The following is an 18,100-nucleotide window of genomic DNA, read 5'->3' as shown; positions in this document are numbered from 1 at the left end:
CCTGCGGGTGGGGATTATATAATTGATGCGTTTTCGATTGCGCATCTCATGCAGGGCAGAAAATGTCCAAGGGTGAATTATGGCTGGCGTCAACGAGATAAGGTCCACATTCCTCGACTATTTCCGTAAGAACGGACATGAAGTCGTTTCATCAAGTCCGCTCGTTCCTCGAAACGACCCGACGCTGATGTTCACCAATGCGGGCATGGTGCAGTTCAAGAATGTTTTCACTGGTCTTGAACAGCGCCCTTACAGCCGCGCAACTACGTCGCAGAAATGTGTGCGTGCTGGCGGCAAGCATAACGATCTGGATAATGTGGGCTACACAGCACGCCACCACACATTCTTTGAAATGCTGGGTAACTTTTCTTTCGGCGATTACTTCAAGGAAGAGGCGATCACTCATGCATGGAATCTGATCACTAAGGAGTTTGGCCTTAACAAGGACAAACTGCTGGTCACAGTTTATCATACGGATGATGACGCTGCGAATTTCTGGAAGAAGATTGCCGGTCTTTCGGATGATCGTATCATCCGCATTGCCACGAATGATAATTTCTGGGCGATGGGCGATACCGGCCCTTGCGGTCCTTGCTCGGAAATTTTCTACGATCATGGGGATCATATCTGGGGTGGACCTCCAGGATCGGCTGATGAAGATGGCGATCGTTTCATTGAAATCTGGAACCTCGTTTTCATGCAGTTTGAGCAGGTTACACCTGATCAGCGCATTGATTTGCCACGTCCGTCGATTGATACGGGCATGGGTCTTGAGCGTGTTGCGGCCGTACTTCAGGGCGTACACGACAATTACGACATTGATCTTTTCAAGGCGCTGATCCGTGCTTCCGAAGAAGCAACAGGCGTTAAGGCTGAAGGTGATTTCCGCGCCAGCCATCGCGTGATTGCAGACCATCTGCGTGCATCAAGCTTCCTGATTGCCGATGGTGTTTTGCCGTCGAATGAAGGTCGCGGTTATGTGCTGCGCCGCATTATGCGCCGCGCCATGCGTCATGCGCAACTGCTCGGTGCCAGCCAGCCATTGATGTGGCGTCTGCTGCCAGCGCTGATCCGTGAAATGGGTCAGGCTTATCCGGAACTCATCCGCGCAGAAGCGCTGATTTCAGAAACGCTTAAGCTGGAAGAAACCCGTTTCCGCAAGACATTGGAACGCGGTCTCGGCCTGCTTTCTGATGCTTCGGAAAATCTGGTTGAAGGTGATCGTCTCGATGGCGAAACCGCGTTCAAGCTTTATGATACTTACGGTTTCCCACTTGATCTGACGCAGGACGCTTTGCGCCAGCGCGGTGTAACCGTTGACACCGATGGCTTCAACACTGCTATGCAGCGCCAGAAGGCGGAAGCACGCGCCAATTGGACGGGTTCGGGCGAAGCTGCAGCCGAAACCATCTGGTTTGGTATCAAGGATAAGGTCGGCGCGACTGAATTCCTCGGCTATGAAACCGAAAGTGCTGAAGGCGTTATTTCCGCTCTCGTGCGCGATGGTGCAGAAGTATCATCGGCTGCTGAAGGTGAAACCGTATCCGTCGTTGTCAACCAGACGCCATTCTATGGCGAATCCGGTGGTCAGCAGGGCGATACGGGTACGATCTCCGGCGAAGGTTTTGTCATTGCTGTTCGCGAAACGCTCAAAAAAGGCGAAGGCCTCTTAGTCCATATTGGCGAAGTCACCAAGGGTTCGGCTAAGGTTGGCGATGCGGTTGAGCTGAAGGTCGATGGTGAGCGCCGTACACGCATTCGTTCCAACCACTCCGCAACCCATCTGCTGCATGAAGCGCTGCGTGAAACGCTCGGCTCGCATGTTGCGCAGAAGGGTTCGCTCGTTGCACCTGATCGTTTGCGTTTCGACTTCTCGCATCCAAAGCCGATTTCGGCTGAGGAACTGACTGCTGTTGAAAATCTCGCCAACGAAATCATTCTGCAGAATGCGCAAGTTACCACACGCTTGATGGCGGTGGATGATGCGATTGCTGAAGGTGCAATGGCGCTGTTTGGCGAAAAATACGGCGATGAAGTCCGTGTTGTTTCGATGGGGACAGCCAAGCACGGCGAAAAGGCTGGTAAGGCTTATTCGGTTGAACTTTGCGGTGGTACGCATGTGCGCCAGACCGGTGATATTGGTCTCGTCCGCATTCTGTCCGACAGCGGTGTTGCTGCCGGTGTTCGTCGTATGGAAGCGCTAACGGGTGAGGCGGCTCGCCTTTACCTTGAAGAACAGGACGAGCGCGTCAAGGCAATCGCTGGTGTGTTGAAAACCTCGCCATCGGAAGCTCTGGATCGCGTGAACGCACTTATTGACGAACGCAAGAAACTGGAACGCGAACTCACCGAAGCACGCAGACAGCTAGCGCTAAGTGGCGGTTCTTCCGATGGTGGCAGCGCAGTTGAAACAGTCAATGGAGTCAATTTCCTCGGCAAGGTTGTAACTGGCGTTTCGCCACGTGATCTCAAGCCACTTGCCGACGAAGGCAAGAAGCAGGTTGGCTCTGGTGTTGTCCTCTTCATCGGCGTTGGTGAAGACGGCAAGGCAAGTGCTGTTGTTGCTGTGACCGAGGATCTGGTTGGTCGCTTCAGTGCGGTTGATCTGGTGCGTGTGGCATCCAGCGCTCTTGGTGGCGCAGGTGGCGGCGGTCGCCCTGATATGGCACAGGCGGGTGGTCCCGATGGCACCAAGGCAAATGATGCAGTCGCAGCGGTTAAAGCGCTGATCGTCTGATAAATTACATATAAGAATGAAAAGGCCGGGATCTTCCCGGCCTTTTTTATGCTGCATGCATCTTGCGGCTATCGTCAGGTGCTTCGTCCCGTTGATCCAATCCGTAATCGCGAGCGACATTCGCAACACGCAGGCGGTAGTTTTCAAAAACACCACCGCGTCCCTTCGTCTGTGCAATCCGATGGGTTGGCAGATTACGCCACTGTTTTACAGCCTCTTCGTCGCGCCAGAAGGAGAGAGACAGCAGCTTTTCTGGCTCAACCAGACTTTGAAAACGTTCTATGGATATGAAGCCATCAATTTGTGCCAGATCAGCGCGCAGGCTAGAAGCAATATCGAGATATTGGTCGCGCCTTTCATCATCTGCAGGCCAGACTTCAAAGATGACCGCGATCATAGCTTGATAAACTCCGCATGTGGTGCTGATTGCAGTTTCAGAAAGATACGTTCTTCGGAGCGGATAAACTGTTCGCGTTTTGCGAATTCATAGTTAGCCCGGCCGACTGGGTCGGCGGCCAGACGAGCGCGAAACTGTTCGTAGGCGGCGAGATTTTCGACGGAGTAAACGCCATAAGCGGTCGTGGTCGAGCCTTCATGCGGACCGAAATAGCCGATGAGGTTTGCGCCGCAACGTGGGCTTGCTTGTCCCCAATTGCGCGCATATTCAGCGAAGGCATCGGCTTTGAATGGATCAATTTGATAGCGGATGAAACAGGTAATCATTTTATCTCCTGATTTTTGAAGTTTCTGGAGATGGTTTTAGCTTATTGAATGTTGTTCATGCTTCGGTTAGCATCGAAGTATGAAAGACGGACCAATCATAGCTTCTGTTGCAGCCCTATTGGGCGATCCGGCACGTGCAAATATGTTGACGGCGCTGATGGATGGGCGTGCTCTGACGGTAAGTGAACTTGCCGCTGCCGCAGGTGTGACGATCCAGACTGCGAGCGGACATCTCTCAAAACTTGATTCTGCCAATTTGCTGGTGGCTGAGAAGCAGGGCAGACATCGTTATTTCAGGCTATCAGGTACGGATGTGGCGCAGGTGCTAGAAGGGCTGATGGGGCTTGCACAGCGCACCGGGGCCGTGCGTGTTCGCACAGGTCCGAAAGATCATGCACTGCGTAAGGCACGCATTTGTTATGATCATCTGGCGGGCGAGCGCGGCGTGGAAATGCTGGACGCCTCTTACAGGCTTGGTCTTATGGGCGACGCTAACGAGCCACTCCTTACTGATGAAGGAAAGACATTCTTCTCGTGCCTTGGCATTGATGTGGATGCGCTGCAGAAAGGCAAGCGACCGCTCTGCCGCCATTGTCTCGACTGGAGCGAGAGACGCAATCACTTAGGCGGTGCGCTTGGTGCAGCAATTCTCAAAAACTTCATCGATAGTGGCTGGGCGCGCCGGGAAGAGGGCCGAGTTATCGCCTTCTCGCCCAGTGGCGCGCAGGCTTTTGCAAAGGCTTTTCAGCTTTGATGTGAAGGTCTCTCGGCGTTAAAGCGCTTTTCGATACTGGATGAAGCCGGATGCCTGCGCGATGTTATCGTATAGACGACGTGCGGTGGCGTTGCTTTCATGTGTGAGCCAATAGAGGCGGCCTGCACCCTCGGCCCGAGCGAGATCAGCCACAGCTTCAATCAGAGCAGCGCCTGTACCTTTTCCGCGCTGACTGTTTTCAACATAGAGGTCTTGCAGATAGCACGTCCATTTTCGCAGCCAGCACGAGCGATGAAAAATCACATGCACGATACCAACGAGGTGTCCGTCGTCATCGAAAGCGCCCAAAGCGTGCATGGCTTCTGATGCATCGTGGAAGCGTTGCCATGTAATGTCGGTGGTTTCAGCAGGAATATCGACTTCGTAAAAGACCTGATAGGCTTTCCATAAAGGTTCCCATGCAGCGCGGTCTTGCGGCGTTAATGCCCGAATTGTCGACATATCAATCCTCCCTGTTTCTGTAACAACAGATTATCGAGGACTAATTGTGCTTGCGAGGGATAAATAGTGACGCACAAATAAAAAACGGCGGGAAATTCCCGCCGCTTTTTTTGTTCATTCGGGACGGCTTAAGCAGCCATTGCCTTCTGAAGGTTTTCATCTATCTTGTCGAGGAAGCCAGTGGTCGAGAGCCATGGCTGATCTGGACCGATAAGCAGCGCCAGATCCTTGGTCATGTAGCCGCTTTCGACAGTGTCCACGCAGACCTTTTCCAGCGTGTCAGCAAAGCGCTTCAGTTCTGCATTGTCGTCGAGCTTTGCACGATGTGCGAGGCCGCGGGTCCATGCGAAAATCGAAGCGATGGAATTGGTCGATGTTTCCTCGCCCTTCTGATGCTGGCGATAGTGACGGGTCACTGTGCCGTGTGCAGCTTCTGCTTCAACGGTCTTGCCATCTGGCGTCATCAGAACCGAGGTCATCAGGCCGAGTGAGCCGAAGCCCTGTGCTACGATGTCGGACTGCACGTCGCCGTCGTAGTTCTTACAAGCCCAGACATAACCGCCCGACCACTTGAGAGCCGATGCAACCATGTCGTCGATCAGGCGATGTTCGTACCAGATCTTCGCTGCCTTGAACTTTTCAGCAAATTCGGTCTGATAGACTTCTTCAAAGATGTCCTTGAAGCGACCGTCATAAGCCTTGAGAATGGTGTTCTTGGTCGAGAGATAAACCGGATAGTTGCGCTGCAAGCCGTAGTTCAGCGAAGCGCGCGCAAATTCACGGATCGATTCGTCGAGGTTGTACATGGCCATTGCCACGCCAGCAGCGGGGGCCTGATAGACTTCGTGCTCGATGGTTTCGCCATCTTCACCGACGAATTTGATCGACAGCGTGCCTTTGCCCGGGAATTTGAAATCGGTCGCGCGGTACTGGTCACCGAAAGCATGACGGCCAACGATGATTGGCTGTGTCCAGCCTGGAACCAGGCGAGGGACGTTTTTGCAAATGATTGGTTCGCGGAAAATAACGCCGCCGAGGATGTTACGGATGGTGCCGTTTGGCGACTTCCACATCTTCTTAAGCTTGAATTCTTCAACGCGGGCTTCGTCCGGCGTGATGGTTGCGCACTTTACGCCAACGCCGTGTTCTTTGATGGCGTTTGCTGCGTCAATGGTGACCTGATCGTTGGTCGCATCGCGGTGCTCGACCGAAAGATCGTAATATTTCAGATCGATGTCGAGGTAAGGATGGATCAGCTTGTCCTTGATGAACTGCCAGATGATGCGGGTCATCTCATCGCCGTCAAGTTCAACGACCGGGTTTGCAACCTTGATTTTTGCCATTGATAATGCCTCTCATTGAATGCGTTGCGCCCGTATAGCATCGGTAAGCGCTAAGGCAAAGTGTCAGAGGCTTATTCTTTGGCCTATAGGCGATTTTTCAGGCCGCGTGATGCGCAGATTTTTGCCACGCGGAGTGCGGATCACGATAAGTTTCTTTTTCGCGCCGCAAGATTTCTTCTGCATCAAGTGTGGAGATTGCAGTTTTTCTGTCGGACGGGATCAATCCATTGACCTGAAGCGCAAGATAGCGCCCGCAGCATACGCGCAGAAATGATGCAAAATTATCAAGGTCGTGACCGTCTGCGCGTGATTCCTCATAGAGTTTGCCGAGCAGACGGCTGACGCTCATGTCATCGCGTCCGGCAATATCTTCAAGCGCCGACCAGAAAAAGTTCTCCAGCCGTACACTTGTCACGACGCCATCAATGCGCAGTGAACGCGTTACGCTTTGCCAGAGTTGCTGCTCCGCGCCTATGAACAATCTGCACATGACTTTCTCCCGTTTTTCCCGAAGGTCAGTGTCGCGCAGATTGCTGTTGGCTGCAACTTACTTGAGTGGTTGAACCGTATAAGTGATGCTTCCGGCTGCCACTTCATCAATATTGAAGGTGAGGTCGAGGATTGTTACCTGCCGTTGATCAGCGGGAAATTCTATGGTCTGGCCACTCGCCGGAAAATCCAAGCTATCAATTGAATAACCTCTGACTTCAAATTGCATCTTGCCTGCTTCAATACCGGCAAAGACAACATCATAGATACGTCCGCTTTCATTGGCCTGGTAATCGTCTTTGGACGGAAGCATGGTCCCTTTGCTGTAGTCGCGCGGCGGAACAATAGGATTGCCGGACAGCACGAACTGCGTCTGGCCGAAGGTGTCCGGCGACGGCGCCGGATATTGCTCTGAAATGACCCCCACTTCTGCGCTAGCGGCTTCCTGCGCATTGGCGAGATTTGCTGGGCCGAAGAGAATTGCGCTGATGCTTACAGCAAACGAGAGAGCGACAGTTTTGGCGGGTTTCATGTGGTCTTCCATCTCATTTCAAGAAAGCCTTTCCAGCATATTTACCGGAAAGGCTCTGATTTGGCATTTTTAATGAAATGCCATGCATGATGAAAGCTGCGGTGTAAGCCTTCCCTCAGCTATGCGTGATTTTTGTGCCGAGAACTGCGAGGAACTGCGAAAGCCATGCCGGATGGGCAGGCCATGCGGGAGCCGTCACAAGGTTTCCGTCAGTCACTGCCTGATCGACTGGGATATCGGCGTAGGTTCCGCCTGCGAGCTCAACTTCAGGGCGGCAGGCCGGATAAGCGGAGCAGGTGCGGCCTTCGAGAACACGCGCGGCGGCGAGTAGTTGTGCGCCATGGCAGACAGCTGCAACTGGCTTGTTGGCTTCAAAGAAATGCTCAACGATTGCAATAACTTTGTCATCAAGGCGCAGATATTCTGGTCCACGTCCGCCGGGAATAACCAGCGCGTCGTAGCTCTCGGCCCTCACATCGGCAAATGTCGCATTGAGCGTGAAATTATGGCCGGGCTTTTCAGTATAGGTCTGGTGCCCTTCGAAGTCGTGAATAGCGGTTGCAATGGTGTCGCCCGCCTTTTTACCGGGGCAAACCGCATGGACCTTGTGCCCAACGGCGAGAAGCGTCTGGAACGGCACCATGGTTTCGTAATCTTCGCAGAAATCACCGCAGATCATGAGAATCTTTTTGCCGGACATGATTTTCCTCCCTGTTAAACTCGATGTCGGTTGGCGCAGTCTGCCATGGAAGGGCCGAAGACTGGTGTTATTCCGCTACTACACGTGATTTTTCGATCCTGTTTGTAAGGGGAATCTTTGCGATTCTCTGTCAAACATGTCAGGGAAGCGCCGTGTTGATATAGTAGTGACGGAAATTATCATGGCAGGTACAGACAAACAGCGCCCTTTGATCACCGAAGGTCCGGCGATCATTCTGGTTAATCCGCAATTGCCGGAGAACATCGGCATGGTGGCGCGCGCCATGGCAAATTTTGGTCTTGCCGAATTGCGTCTTGTGCAGCCGCGTGAAGAGTTTCCAAGCGAGAAAGCCCGCGCTGCTGCAAGCAAGGCGGATCATATCATCGATAATGCGGTTGTTTATGATGATCTCCCATCAGCGCTTGCCGATCTCAATTTCGTTTATGCCACCACAGCGCGTGAGCGTGATGGCTTCAAACAGGTGCGTAGCCCGGTGGAAGCTAATGGCGAATTGCGTCGTCGTTTCAGGGCCGGTGAGAAGACTGGCATTATGTTCGGTCGCGAGCGTTTTGGCCTTAGCAATGAGGAAGTTGGTCTTGCGGATGAACTGGTGACGTTCCCGGTTAATCCAGCCTTTGCATCGCTCAATATCGCGCAGGCTGTTCTGCTCATGTCCTACGAGTGGATGAAGTCAGGCCTTGAGAGCGAGACGGATACGGTATTCCGTGGTCCAGAAATGGAAGCAGCGCCCAAGCAGGAATTGCAGAGTCTTTTCAACCATCTGGAAGAGGCGCTTGATATTCGGGGTTATTTCCGCCCTGAGGCCAAAAAAGAAATCATGGTCAATAATCTGCGGTCGGTGTTGACGCGCGCGGGTTTTGCATCGGCAGAACTCAAGCTTCTGCGCGGCGTGATCACATCGCTTGATGTGTTTACACCCAAGAAGCCGCGTGGTTCGGGTGCACCAGAAAGCCGTGCGCGCAAACCGGCAACAGAGGACAAGGCTGAATGAAACCAGCATCCGCAGCAGAGCGTTTCGGTAACTCTTCTATCGCGATTGAAAGACCAGTTCTGGTTTTCGACAGCGGTATCGGCGGTCTGACGGTTTTGCGCGAGTTGCGGGTTATGATGCCAGATCGGCGGTTTGTATATATCGCCGATGATGCCGGCTTTCCCTATGGGGACTGGGAAGAGGAAGCGCTGCGCGCACGCATCGTCGAACTATTTGGCAAATTTATCACCGTGTATGATCCTGAGATTGCGGTGATCGCGTGCAACACGGCCTCGACACTTGTGCTGGATGATCTCCGCCGGGCTTATCGTTCGGTGCCTTTTGTCGGAACTGTTCCGGCGATCAAGCCAGCTGCCGAACGCACATCCTCGGGCCTAGTCTCCGTGTTGGCAACGCCTGGCACGGTTAAGCGTGCTTATACGCGTGATCTTATCCAGTCTTTCGCGACGCAATGCCATGTGCGGCTCGTTGGAGCTGACCAGCTTGCAGGTGTAGCGGAAGCACATATTCGCGGCGAGAAAATCGATGAGGCGCTGGTCGTTGAGCAGATCATGCCGTGCTTTGTGGAAAAGGACGGTGAGCGCACGGACATTGTCGTGCTGGCCTGCACGCATTACCCGTTCCTTGCCAATGTGTTTCGCCGACTTGCACCTTGGCCGGTCGATTGGCTCGATCCTGCCGAGGCGATAGCACGACGTACGGTTTCGCTTTTGCAGCCACGCGAGCTTGATGAGAGACTTCATCATCATGATGATCGTGCTGTCTTCACATCGAATAAGCCGGATTATGCCATTCGTCGTCTAATGCAGGGTTTTGGATTACATTTCTCGGAATAACAATTATAACTCAATTGTTTAATAAAATAATTTAACGTATTGTTTTTGAATAGGAATCACCCGAAAATGAAATTCATTTCCGGGTGATGGTACAAGCTGATTAGCTTGCTGCTTCCTGTCGTGTATCGCGTTTTGCCTGTGCGACACTAGCAGCTTTTTTCAAGCGTCCACGCTCCATTGGCCGGATGAGGCTGTCTGCTTTTTCATTGGGAATATTGCGCATTCCGTGGCGCGCATGTCGGGTGTTAAAAGTGTTGTCCGGCTTTTCATTGGCTTTTTTCGTTGCCAATGCCTTTTTTGCATTTGTAACCAGATCGTTGCTTGCCGACATACTGCGGCGGCGATCTACTTCTGCATTGATGCGGCGCATGGCCATGGCCAGAACTGAAACTTTAAGATGCGAGCCTTCGTCAGCTTTTGATGCCGATGCGCCTCGTGCGGCTCCTTTTCCGCGCATTTCGCGGCGGCGCTGATGGGCCTGATCGCGAGCTTTGCTGCGGCGGTCGCGCAAAAGCTTTGCAAGCTGCGAAAGTTCGGCATCGGGAACTTCCTGAAGAATTGGGTGGTGGGATTTTTCTACCAGTTCGCGTTCTTCTGCATTCAGCGCACGGGCTTCTTCCTTTCGTGTGATGGCCATGAGATGTCCTTTCTGGTTCTGATGAATTTCTACACTTTTGGATATAGGCATCAGAAGTTGCAGGAAAAGGCAGATACCGCAGTTTTAGACGGAACCATCCATGCAAAGTTCCGTTTTCATAGTGATAAAAGCGGAGATGAAATCATGGATATTATTGAAACCCGCATCAGTTCGCTTGGTGGATTTGCCACCTATCTGGTGGAGTTTGTAACCGAAGGCGAAGAGCGTATTACTGTTAAGGTTGAGAATGATACAGGAGCTGAGCTTCCACGTGATGCGGTAATACGTAAGGCGGCTTTGAAGCTCGGTGAGGCGCTAAGCGTTGCCTGCATTGAATGTGGTATAGAACCGGCAAGCCAAATCACTATTCCAAGTGCGCGTCGCGCCGGTGATCGGTCTGAATTAGAGCGGCAGCTTAATGAAGGACTGGAAGATAGTTTTCCGGCTAGTGATCCGGTTTCGGTAACATCTTCCACCATTGCGGGGTTTGCAGGGCCAAAGAACTGACTGGTCTCGAAACATTGAAGCCGGACAGTTCGTCCGGCTTCTCAAGTCGTTGATAAAATGAGTCTTGTTTGCATCGTATCCGTCTGATCTTATTCAGAGATTACGACGTTTTCCTTCCATCAGATCAAGCACTGCACGCGCGCAATCAAGCACATTTGTTCCGGGGCCGAAGACTGCCGAGACGCCATGATCGAACAGATATTGGTAGTCCTGACGCGGGACCACACCACCGCAAACGACGATGATATTTTCAGCACCTTTTTTGCGTAGAGTTTCGACAAGCTGCGGCAGAAGAGTTTTATGCCCGGCTGCAAGGGACGAGACCCCGAGCACATGCACCTTTGCCTTAATTGCCATATCAGCCGCTTCATCGGGCGTCTGAAACAAAGGCCCGGCGAGCACTTCAAAGCCAATATCACCAAAGGCCGATGCAATAATTTTTGCGCCGCGGTCGTGTCCATCCTGACCGAGCTTTGCCACCATCAGACGCGGTTTGTCGCCTGTGTTTTTGGAAAACTCTTTCAGGCGTTCTACAAGGGTAAGATATTCCGGCTCATTTTCATAGGCTGTGCCATAGACGTCTTTGACGACTTTCGGCACTGCCGCATGATCACCGAAAGCGCTGCGCATCGCGTCCGAGATTTCACCGACCGTTGCGCGTGCACGCGAAGCCTCGACGGCTGCGGCCAGAATATTGCCTTTACCAGTCTTTGCGACCTTTTCCAGTTCTGAGAGAGCTGCTTCCACTTTGGCCTTGTTGCGGGTTTCTTTGATGCGGTTGAGGCGTGCGATCTGCGAATTACGCACGGCAGTATTATCGATTTCGAGAATGTCGATATTGTCTTCCTGCTCCAGACGGAACTTGTTGACGCCGACAATCACCTCTTCGCCCTTGTCGACGGCAGCCTGTCGGCGTGTGGCGGCTTCTTCGATCAATCGTTTTGGCAGGCCGCTTTCAACGGCCTTGGTCATGCCGCCTAAGCCTTCGACTTCTTCAATCAGCGCCCAAGCTTTTCCCGCGAGTTCGTTGGTCAGGCTTTCAATGTAGTAGGAGCCCGCCAGCGGATCGACAACTTTGGTAACGCCGGTTTCGTTTTGCAGAATAAGCTGCGTGTTGCGGGCAATACGGGCAGAAAATTCTGTCGGCAAAGCAATAGCTTCGTCAAAAGAATTGGTGTGCAGCGATTGCGTGCCGCCAAGCGCCGCCGACATAGCCTCAAAGGCCGTTCGTACGATGTTATTGTAAGGGTCTTGTTCCTGCAAAGACACGCCGGATGTTTGGCAATGGGTGCGCAGCATCAGCGAGCCCGGCTTCTTTGGGTCGAATTCCTTCATGATGCGTGACCAGAGCATGCGGGCTGCGCGCAGCTTGGCGATTTCCATGAAGAAGTTCATGCCAATGGCGAAGAAGAACGACAGACGCCCAGCAAATTCATCGACATTGAGGCCCTTTTTGAGCGCCGCGCGCACATATTCGCGACCATCGGCCAGCGTGAAAGCCAGTTCCTGCACCAGCGTCGCACCAGCTTCCTGCATGTGATAGCCGGAGATAGAAATCGAATTGAATTTCGGCATTTCCGTTGCGGTATAGGCGATGATGTCCGCAATAATCCGCATGGAGGGTTCCGGCGGATAGATATAGGTGTTGCGGACCATAAACTCTTTGAGAATATCATTCTGAATAGTGCCGGAAAGCAGGTCGCGCGAAACGCCCTGTTCTTCACCAGCCACGATAAAATTGGCGAGGATCGGGATTACGGCGCCATTCATCGTCATGGAGACAGAGATCTTGTCAAGCGGGATGCCATCAAAGAGGATTTTCATATCCTCGACAGAATCAATCGCCACACCTGCCTTACCCACATCGCCTTCAACGCGCGGATGATCGCTGTCATAGCCGCGATGCGTCGCAAGATCAAAAGCAACCGATACGCCTTGCTGACCGGCTGCAAGTGCTTTGCGGTAGAAGTTGTTCGATTCTTCGGCTGTCGAAAATCCTGCATATTGCCGGATGGTCCATGGGCGACCGGCATACATGGTTGCACGCGGACCGCGCAGGAACGGTTCAAAACCGGGCAGGGTGTCGAGATGATCGATTGGAGCCAAATCGTCAGCCGTGTAAAGCGGCTTCACGTCAATGCCTTCGGGTGTGTGCCAGACAAGGCTATCGGCAGGGCGCTTCAGTTCCTTTTCGGCCAGTTTCGACCAATCGTTTTTTGTGGGGCGCTCGCTCATATCCGTCCTCACTCAAATTCCATGATAAGTTCATCAACCGCGAGGCTTGCACCTTCTTCCGCAGCGATGCGCTTCACTGTCGAACGACGCTCGGCGCGCAAAACATTTTCCATTTTCATGGCTTCTACGGTTGCTAATGGCTGACCAGCCTCGACCGTATCGCCATCTTTCACGAGAACGGATGTAATCACGCCAGGCATAGGGCAGAGCAGCATTTTTGATGTGTCTGGTGGCAGCTTAACCGGCATGAGCTTTGCCAATTCCGCTACACGTGGTCGGCGGACATGAGCGATTGTATCAATGCCGCGCCAGCGCAGTCGCCAGCCTGTCCCTGAGCGCAAAACCTTGACGGCGATTGACTTGCCGTCAACCGTGAACGAGCCAAGCTGATTGCCGGGGTGCCAGTCGCTGGCAACAGACAGGCTTTTACCATCGGCAAAGTTGATGACGGTGCCGCCTTCGCCTTCTGAGATTTTGATCGGCAGGCTGTGGCCGCCAAGCGTCACTACCCATTCGGTCGCAACCGATTGTGTCTGTGATGAAATCCGACCAGAAATTTGGGCGTTGCGTTGTTCGACAACCATGTTGATCTGTGCGACGACAGTGGCGAGTACATGTGCATCATCTTCCGAAACGGAAACGCCTGCAAAGCCATCGGGATATTCTTCGGCTATGAAAGCTGTGGTCAGCGCGCCCGCGCGAAAACGAGGATGCTCCATTACGGCGGAAAGGAATGGCAGATTGTGGCCGATTCCTTCCACTTCAAATGCATCGAGAGCTCTGCTCATCTCAATAATTGCGCTGGTCCGATCCGGGCCCCATGTGCACAATTTTGCAATCATCGGATCATAATACATCGAGATTTCACCGCCCTCAAAGACACCGGTATCATTGCGGACGATGGTGCCGTTAGCATTGTGCCCTTCGACCGGAGGGCGATAGCGCGTTAGCCTGCCAATGGATGGCAGGAAGTTGCGATAGGGGTCTTCGGCATAAAGGCGGCTTTCGATAGCCCAGCCGTTGAGTTTTACATCGGCTTGGCTAAGGCGCAGCTTTTCACCAGCAGCCACGCGGATCATTTCCTCGACCAGATCAATGCCGGTGATGAGTTCCGTTACCGGATGCTCAACCTGCAAACGCGTGTTCATTTCGAGGAAGTAGAAATTGCGATCACCATCAACGATGAATTCGACAGTACCTGCGGAGAAATAGCCTACGGCTTTGGAAAGCGCGACAGCCTGTTCGCCCATGGCTTTGCGCGTTGCTTCATCCAGAAACGGCGAGGGCGCTTCCTCAATCACTTTCTGATTGCGGCGCTGAATCGAGCATTCACGTTCGCCCAGATAGATGACATTGCCGTGTTGATCGCCCAGAACCTGAATTTCAATATGGCGCGGTTGGGTGACGAATTTTTCGATAAAGATGCGATCATCACCGAAGGAGGATTTCGCTTCATTGCGGGAAAGCTGAAAACCTTCGCGGGCTTCATCATCATTCCATGCAATGCGCATTCCCTTGCCGCCGCCACCTGCGGAAGCCTTGATCATCACCGGATAGCCGATAGATGTGGAAATGCGGACTGCCTCGTCTGCATTCTCGATCAGCCCCATATGGCCGGGAACGGTCGAGACACCGGCTTCGCTTGCCAGCTTCTTGGAGGTGATCTTGTCGCCCATGGCTTCAATGGCATTCACTGGCGGGCCAATAAAGGTCACATTGGCGGCTTTCAGCGCTTCGGCAAAGCGTGGGTTCTCAGACAAGAAACCGTAGCCAGGATGCACCGCGTCAGCACCAGTCTCTTCGATCGCTGCGAGAATTTTATCGATGACGATATAGGACTGGTTCGAGGGCGCTGGTCCGATATGGACAGCTTCGTCAGCCATTTTGACATGCAGCGCATTGCGGTCCGCATCTGAGTAGACTGCGACGGTGGCAATGCCCATTTTCTTCGCCGTTTTGATAACCCGGCATGCGATTTCGCCGCGATTGGCAATGAGGATTTTCTTGATCATCTGTATCGTACCCGTGGCTATCAGAGCGGTATAGTGTCGTGTTTCTTCCAGGGCGTGTTCTGGCTCTTATTGCGAAGCGCAGAGAACGCACGGGCGATACGGCGGCGGGAAGAGTGCGGCATGATCACTTCGTCAATAAAGCCGCGTTCGGCAGCAACAAATGGATTGGCAAAGCGCTCTTCATATTCTTGCGTGCGGGCCGCAATTTTTTCCGGGTCGCCAAGTTCCGAGCGATAGAGGATTTCGGTTGCGCCTTTGGCACCCATCACGGCGATTTCAGCAGTCGGCCATGCATAGTTGATGTCAGCGCCGATGTGCTTTGACGCCATCACGTCATAAGCGCCGCCATAGGCCTTGCGGGTGATGAGTGTCACCATGGGAACGGTTGATTGCGAATAGGCGAAAAGCAGCTTGGCACCATGTTTGATCACGCCGCCGTATTCCTGTGCTGTTCCCGGCAAGAAGCCCGGAACATCCACAAGTGTCAGGATCGGAATGCTGAAAGCGTCGCAGAAGCGAACGAAGCGTGCTGCCTTGCGCGACGAGTCTATATCGAGACAACCAGCCAGCACCATCGGCTGATTGGCGACCACGCCGATTGTCTGGCCTTCCATACGGATGAAGCCGGTGATGATGTTTTTGGCAAATGCTTCCTGAATTTCAAAGAATTCGCCTTCATCAGCCAGAGCAAGAATCAGCTCTTTCATGTCGTAAGGCTTGTTGGCGCTGTCCGGGATCAGCGTATCAAGCCGCATTTCAAGGCGAGCCGGGTCGTCATGGAAAGGACGGGTCGGTGCTTTCTCGCGATTGTTCAGCGGGAGGAAGTCGAAAAGGATGCGAACCTGCTCTAACGTTTCGATGTCGTTCTCATAGGCGCCATCGGCAACCGATGATTTCTTCGTATGGGTTGACGCACCGCCCAGTTCTTCTGCTGTAACAATTTCATTGGTGACGGTTTTCACCACGTCGGGGCCGGTCACGAACATGTATGAACTGTCGCGCACCATGAAGATGAAATCGGTCATGGCTGGCGAGTAGACCGCGCCGCCCGCACAGGGGCCCATGATGACGGAAATCTGCGGAATGACGCCGGAAGCATCGGCATTACGTTTGAAAACATCGGCATAGCCTGCAAGGGACGCGACGCCTTCCTGAATGCGTGCGCCGCCAGAATCATTTAGCCCAATGACTGGCGCGCCATTTTGCATCGCCATATCCATGATCTTGCAGATTTTCTGTGCGTGGGTTTCTGAAAGCGAGCCGCCAAGAACAGTAAAATCCTGACTGAACACATAGACATGCCGGCCATTGATTGTGCCCCAGCCCGTCACCACGCCATCGCCTGCGATCTTCTGCTTTTCCATGCCGAAGTCGGTGCAGCGGTGTGTGACATACATATCGAACTCTTCGAACGATCCCTCGTCGAGAAGCACATCTATTCTTTCACGGGCGGTGAGCTTGCCCTTGCCGTGTTGCGCATCGATGCGCTTCTGTCCGCCGCCAAGACGTGCTTCGGCACGACGGGCTTCAAGCTGATCGAGAAGTTCCTGCATTCGCTATGACCTTAGAAAGCTAAGAAATTACGGAATTATTGTCTCAATGCTTAGAGCCAGTATGCCGCATTATGAAAGCTTGAAAAGGTGCAATTGTGTAATTTATAAATTTGCAAATTGTGAAATGCAAATTTGCAAATATGGCACTCTGTTATGGCACCCAAAAAACTCTATGTTGGCAGGAAGATCCGCGACATACGCGAGCAGCACAAGGCAACCCAGTCTGGTTTTGCTGAACGGTTAGGTATTTCAACGAGTTATCTCAATCAGATCGAGAACAATCAGCGCCCCGTATCTGCCGCTGTACTGCTGGCATTGGCTGAAAATTATCATATTGATATTGGTGCCATTTCGCTGGGCGATGATGATCGGCTGTTATCAGCAGTATCGGAAGCACTGGCCGATCCAGTGTTCGATAATTACAAACCGAATTTGCAGGAATTAAAGCTGATCACGCAGAATGCGCCTGGGCTGGCTCATGCTTTGATTGCCTGTCATCAGGCTTATCGACGGAACAGTGAACAGCTCGCGAGCCTCGATCACCAGCTTGGGCGCGCGCCTTCGGTTGCAGAACCAGCGCCTTATGAAGAAGTGCGCGACTTTTTTCATTTTATCGACAATTATGTGCACGAGCTTGATATTGCAGCTGAAAAACTTGCAGACGAGCTGAGGATTCCATTTCGCGACATCGGCGTGGCGCTGCCGCAATATATGGAAGAACGCTATCGCGTCCGCGTGGCACGTGCTGATCCGGATGAAGCCATTCTGCGGCGATTCGATCCTGTTGCGCGGGTGCTTTATCTCAATCCATATTCACCAGCTTCGACGCGCAATTTCCAGATTGCGTTTCAGATTGCTGAACTCGAGATGGAGGAGCTTGTCACAGTAATTGCAAAGCGTGCCGATTTTCGTTCAGCCGAGGCGGTCGAGATTTGCAAAATCGGCCTGCGCAATTATTTCGCGGGTGCGCTGGTCTTGCCCTATCAGACATTTCTGTCTGCTGCCAAAGAGTTGCGGCATGATCTGGAATTGCTGGCATCGCGCTTTGGGGCCAGTCTGGAGCAGGTCGCGCATCGTTTGAGCACATTACAGCGCTCCGGTCAGCGCGGTGTTCCGGTGTTTTTTGCGCGTATTGATCGTGCTGGGAACATCACCAAGCGGCATAGTGCCGCCAAGCTGCAATTTGCGCGTTATGGTGCTGCCTGTCCGTTGTGGAATGTGCATCAGGCGTTTGAGACGCCGGGGCGGATTATCCGCCAGCTTGCCGAAACGCCGGATGGTGCGCGCTATCTCTGCGTTGCAACTGAGCTCACCAAGAGCGAGGGTGGTTTCCACGCGCCGCAGCGCCGCTATGCGATTGCTCTTGGCTGTGAAGTCACGCATGCGCAGGATTTTGTCTATGCGGATGGGCTTGATATTGCCACACGTTCAGCATTCGACCCAATTGGTGTTTCCTGCCGAATTTGCGAGCGGGCTGAATGCGTTCAGCGCGCCGTGCCGCCGCTGAAAAGTAGGCTGGCGGTCGATCACGACCGCCGTGGAATCCTGCCATATAAACTTCTTTAAAA

Annotated in this window: 17 protein-coding genes; 6 read left to right on the top strand and 11 right to left on the bottom strand. The window is 53.0% G+C overall.

What is annotated here, in order from left to right:
• The first annotated feature begins 79 nt into the window (after positions 1 to 79).
• The gene (gene alaS, locus U2P60_RS15915; RefSeq protein WP_413573335.1) at positions 80 to 2,737 is read left to right on the top strand and encodes an alanine--tRNA ligase; all 2,658 of its coding nucleotides are present in this window, start codon (positions 80 to 82) and stop codon (positions 2,735 to 2,737) included.
• A gap of 46 nt (positions 2,738 to 2,783) precedes the next feature.
• Here alaS and U2P60_RS15910 read toward each other — a convergent pair whose 3' ends face one another.
• Positions 2,784 to 3,134 carry an antibiotic biosynthesis monooxygenase family protein gene (locus tag U2P60_RS15910; protein WP_413573334.1) on the bottom strand — a complete coding sequence of 117 codons (351 nt, stop codon included), beginning with the start codon at positions 3,132 to 3,134 and terminating at the stop codon, positions 2,784 to 2,786.
• The gene (locus tag U2P60_RS15905) at positions 3,131 to 3,460 is read right to left on the bottom strand and encodes an NIPSNAP family protein (RefSeq protein ID WP_413573333.1); all 330 of its coding nucleotides are present in this window, start codon (positions 3,458 to 3,460) and stop codon (positions 3,131 to 3,133) included. The genes U2P60_RS15910 and U2P60_RS15905 overlap by 4 nt, the downstream gene beginning before the upstream one ends.
• A 79-nt stretch (positions 3,461 to 3,539) precedes the next feature.
• Between U2P60_RS15905 and U2P60_RS15900 the strand changes: the two genes are divergently transcribed.
• The gene (locus U2P60_RS15900) at positions 3,540 to 4,214 is read left to right on the top strand and encodes an ArsR/SmtB family transcription factor (protein ID WP_413573332.1); all 675 of its coding nucleotides are present in this window, start codon (positions 3,540 to 3,542) and stop codon (positions 4,212 to 4,214) included.
• 18 nt (positions 4,215 to 4,232) lie between these two features.
• Here the strand turns inward: U2P60_RS15900 and U2P60_RS15895 are convergent, their stop codons facing one another.
• The 5 genes from U2P60_RS15895 to U2P60_RS15875 all read right to left on the bottom strand — a co-directional run bounded on the left by U2P60_RS15895 (position 4,233) and on the right by U2P60_RS15875 (position 7,740).
• Positions 4,233 to 4,676, bottom strand: coding sequence for an N-acetyltransferase family protein (locus tag U2P60_RS15895; RefSeq protein WP_413573331.1), 444 nt, complete (start codon positions 4,674 to 4,676; stop codon positions 4,233 to 4,235).
• A 128-nt stretch (positions 4,677 to 4,804) separates the two neighbouring features.
• Positions 4,805 to 6,019 carry an NADP-dependent isocitrate dehydrogenase gene (locus tag U2P60_RS15890; RefSeq protein WP_250040963.1) on the bottom strand — a complete coding sequence of 405 codons (1,215 nt, stop codon included), beginning with the start codon at positions 6,017 to 6,019 and terminating at the stop codon, positions 4,805 to 4,807.
• Positions 6,020 to 6,116: 97 nt separating this feature from the next.
• Positions 6,117 to 6,509, bottom strand: coding sequence for a ribbon-helix-helix domain-containing protein (locus U2P60_RS15885; protein ID WP_413573330.1), 393 nt, complete (start codon positions 6,507 to 6,509; stop codon positions 6,117 to 6,119).
• 57 nt (positions 6,510 to 6,566) lie between these two features.
• A complete protein-coding gene (locus U2P60_RS15880) occupies positions 6,567 to 7,040 on the bottom strand; it encodes a hypothetical protein (RefSeq protein ID WP_413573329.1) in 474 nt (157 codons plus the stop codon).
• A gap of 115 nt (positions 7,041 to 7,155) precedes the next feature.
• Positions 7,156 to 7,740 (bottom strand): DJ-1/PfpI family protein, encoded by a 585-nt coding sequence (locus U2P60_RS15875; protein ID WP_313826612.1) that lies wholly within the window; start codon positions 7,738 to 7,740, stop codon positions 7,156 to 7,158.
• 181 nt (positions 7,741 to 7,921) lie between these two features.
• On the opposite strand from U2P60_RS15875, the gene U2P60_RS15870 reads away from it, so the two are divergent.
• Complete coding sequence (locus U2P60_RS15870) at positions 7,922 to 8,752, top strand: RNA methyltransferase (RefSeq protein WP_413573328.1); 831 nt, start codon at positions 7,922 to 7,924, stop codon at positions 8,750 to 8,752.
• On the top strand, positions 8,749 to 9,588 hold the full coding sequence (murI, locus tag U2P60_RS15865; RefSeq protein ID WP_413573327.1) for a glutamate racemase: 840 nt from the start codon (positions 8,749 to 8,751) through the stop codon (positions 9,586 to 9,588). Before U2P60_RS15870 ends, murI begins: the two co-directional genes overlap by 4 nt.
• A 100-nt stretch (positions 9,589 to 9,688) precedes the next feature.
• Here murI and U2P60_RS15860 read toward each other — a convergent pair whose 3' ends face one another.
• Positions 9,689 to 10,225 (bottom strand): hypothetical protein, encoded by a 537-nt coding sequence (locus U2P60_RS15860; protein WP_313826609.1) that lies wholly within the window; start codon positions 10,223 to 10,225, stop codon positions 9,689 to 9,691.
• Positions 10,226 to 10,369: 144 nt separating this feature from the next.
• Here U2P60_RS15860 and U2P60_RS15855 point away from each other — a divergent pair, with 144 nt between their 5' ends.
• Positions 10,370 to 10,732: a hypothetical protein gene (locus U2P60_RS15855; RefSeq protein ID WP_413573326.1), complete on the top strand. Its 363-nt coding sequence runs from the start codon at positions 10,370 to 10,372 to the stop codon at positions 10,730 to 10,732.
• Positions 10,733 to 10,825: 93 nt separating this feature from the next.
• Here the strand turns inward: U2P60_RS15855 and scpA are convergent, their stop codons facing one another.
• Genes scpA through U2P60_RS15840 form a run of 3 tightly spaced genes read right to left on the bottom strand, consistent with a single transcriptional unit; the run spans position 10,826 to position 16,532 of the window.
• A complete protein-coding gene (gene scpA, locus U2P60_RS15850; RefSeq protein WP_413573325.1) occupies positions 10,826 to 12,967 on the bottom strand; it encodes a methylmalonyl-CoA mutase in 2,142 nt (713 codons plus the stop codon).
• A gap of 8 nt (positions 12,968 to 12,975) precedes the next feature.
• Positions 12,976 to 14,979: an acetyl-CoA carboxylase biotin carboxylase subunit gene (locus tag U2P60_RS15845; protein ID WP_413573324.1), complete on the bottom strand. Its 2,004-nt coding sequence runs from the start codon at positions 14,977 to 14,979 to the stop codon at positions 12,976 to 12,978.
• Between the two features lie 20 nt (positions 14,980 to 14,999).
• A complete protein-coding gene (locus tag U2P60_RS15840) occupies positions 15,000 to 16,532 on the bottom strand; it encodes an acyl-CoA carboxylase subunit beta (protein ID WP_413573323.1) in 1,533 nt (510 codons plus the stop codon).
• A gap of 153 nt (positions 16,533 to 16,685) precedes the next feature.
• Between U2P60_RS15840 and U2P60_RS15835 the strand changes: the two genes are divergently transcribed.
• Positions 16,686 to 18,098, top strand: coding sequence for a helix-turn-helix domain-containing protein (locus U2P60_RS15835; RefSeq protein WP_413573322.1), 1,413 nt, complete (start codon positions 16,686 to 16,688; stop codon positions 18,096 to 18,098).
• Positions 18,099 to 18,100: the final 2 nt, after the last annotated feature.

It is taken from the genome of Brucella sp. H1_1004, assembly GCF_047308065.1.
GTDB classification, from domain to species: domain Bacteria; phylum Pseudomonadota; class Alphaproteobacteria; order Rhizobiales; family Rhizobiaceae; genus Brucella; species Brucella pseudogrignonensis_B.
The sequence above is the reverse complement of the archived record's forward strand: the minus strand, read 5'-3'. Positions and strand labels throughout refer to the sequence as shown.

Excerpts from the sequence above, each read along its gene's own strand:
- alaS (WP_413573335.1), top strand. The coding sequence starts at position 80 with ATGGCTGGCGTCAACGAGATAAGGTCCACATTCCTCGACTATTTCCGT.
- U2P60_RS15910 (WP_413573334.1), bottom strand. The coding sequence starts at position 3,134 with ATGATCGCGGTCATCTTTGAAGTCTGGCCTGCAGATGATGAAAGGCGC.
- U2P60_RS15905 (WP_413573333.1), bottom strand. The coding sequence starts at position 3,460 with ATGATTACCTGTTTCATCCGCTATCAAATTGATCCATTCAAAGCCGAT.
- U2P60_RS15900 (WP_413573332.1), top strand. The coding sequence starts at position 3,540 with ATGAAAGACGGACCAATCATAGCTTCTGTTGCAGCCCTATTGGGCGAT.
- U2P60_RS15895 (WP_413573331.1), bottom strand. The coding sequence starts at position 4,676 with ATGTCGACAATTCGGGCATTAACGCCGCAAGACCGCGCTGCATGGGAA.
- U2P60_RS15890 (WP_250040963.1), bottom strand. The coding sequence starts at position 6,019 with ATGGCAAAAATCAAGGTTGCAAACCCGGTCGTTGAACTTGACGGCGAT.
- U2P60_RS15885 (WP_413573330.1), bottom strand. The coding sequence starts at position 6,509 with ATGTGCAGATTGTTCATAGGCGCGGAGCAGCAACTCTGGCAAAGCGTA.
- U2P60_RS15880 (WP_413573329.1), bottom strand. The coding sequence starts at position 7,040 with ATGAAACCCGCCAAAACTGTCGCTCTCTCGTTTGCTGTAAGCATCAGC.
- U2P60_RS15875 (WP_313826612.1), bottom strand. The coding sequence starts at position 7,740 with ATGTCCGGCAAAAAGATTCTCATGATCTGCGGTGATTTCTGCGAAGAT.
- U2P60_RS15870 (WP_413573328.1), top strand. The coding sequence starts at position 7,922 with ATGGCAGGTACAGACAAACAGCGCCCTTTGATCACCGAAGGTCCGGCG.
- murI (WP_413573327.1), top strand. The coding sequence starts at position 8,749 with ATGAAACCAGCATCCGCAGCAGAGCGTTTCGGTAACTCTTCTATCGCG.
- U2P60_RS15860 (WP_313826609.1), bottom strand. The coding sequence starts at position 10,225 with ATGGCCATCACACGAAAGGAAGAAGCCCGTGCGCTGAATGCAGAAGAA.
- U2P60_RS15855 (WP_413573326.1), top strand. The coding sequence starts at position 10,370 with ATGGATATTATTGAAACCCGCATCAGTTCGCTTGGTGGATTTGCCACC.
- scpA (WP_413573325.1), bottom strand. The coding sequence starts at position 12,967 with ATGAGCGAGCGCCCCACAAAAAACGATTGGTCGAAACTGGCCGAAAAG.
- U2P60_RS15845 (WP_413573324.1), bottom strand. The coding sequence starts at position 14,979 with ATGATCAAGAAAATCCTCATTGCCAATCGCGGCGAAATCGCATGCCGG.
- U2P60_RS15840 (WP_413573323.1), bottom strand. The coding sequence starts at position 16,532 with ATGCAGGAACTTCTCGATCAGCTTGAAGCCCGTCGTGCCGAAGCACGT.
- U2P60_RS15835 (WP_413573322.1), top strand. The coding sequence starts at position 16,686 with ATGGCACCCAAAAAACTCTATGTTGGCAGGAAGATCCGCGACATACGC.